Consider the following 1001-nt stretch of genomic DNA (forward strand, 5'->3'; position numbering starts at 1 on the left):
ACTAGTTAAGAAGACGGCATTTTCCGAATAGATGTGGTGCCATAATAAAATATACATTCGGGGCGCGGGTTGCTTGGACGTATGTAATGATCGGGACACCAATCCGAATCGATTTTAATAAAATAGGAAGAGTACATTCTAATGTCCCTTCAGGAAGGAGAATGTTTGTTGTCCAGTATGAATAGCAGCAACAAACTGATATTAAAACAGATCGCTCATTCTTACGGGTTTTCCATCATAAAAATCCGTCCCTGCCCCTCACTATATAAAAACGTTGCCGCATTCCGGGTATCAACCAACAAAGGAAACTACATGATCAAGCCTTTTATCGGTTCGCAAGGCCGTCTTTTCCGGCTTTCCTCTTATGCGTCAAGATTGCGCAGAAAAGGTTTTCGCGGCATGCCGAAGTGGCTTAAAACCCGTTCGGGGAAGCATTGGGTGAAGAAGCGTGGAAAGCTCTATTACGTAACGGAATGGATAGAGGGAAGAGACATTCTCAGCAACAAGGAGGAGCTTGCCAAGTTGGGGGTAGTGTTAGCAAAACTGCATTCCGTTTCCCGAAGCTTCGGACTCCCTCCCCGGTCCGATTCGTTAGTCCGAGAACTTAAGAAACGCCACGCTGCGTTCTGCAGCCAGACGAAGGTTCTCCGAAGTAAATCCTCGAAGGCGGGAACATGGTCTCAACATCGTGGGGAACAATGCATGAAGTTAGGATGGGATGCCCTAGAATCTTTAAAAGCAGAGAGGATTCGCTCGAGGCTGCAGAAGGAGAGCCGACAGCAGCCTCTTGTGCACGGGGATGTTACCATTCCAAATGCGCTTAAATCAAAAGAACGTATCTATTTAATTGACTGGGATGCAATGAAGCCCGGATCGGCTTATTTGGATTTAGTTGTAGCGCTAACCAATACCACAGAATTTAACCCTTCGAATATGGCTGCTTTCCTTAGCGGGTACGAACAGGTTCGTCCACTGACCCGAAGCGAGAAAAAGCTGATCAG

1 protein-coding gene is annotated in these 1001 nt (G+C 46.7%); it reads left to right on the top strand.

The window, feature by feature from the left end; genetic code table 11:
• Positions 1 to 177 precede the first annotated feature (177 nt).
• Positions 178 to 1001, top strand: an 824-nt coding sequence (locus GC098_RS07635; RefSeq protein ID WP_246358487.1) for a phosphotransferase, incomplete at its 3' end; no start/stop codon positions are given.

Source organism: Paenibacillus phytorum, assembly GCF_013141715.1.
Lineage (GTDB): Bacteria > Bacillota > Bacilli > Paenibacillales > NBRC-103111 > Paenibacillus_E > Paenibacillus_E phytorum.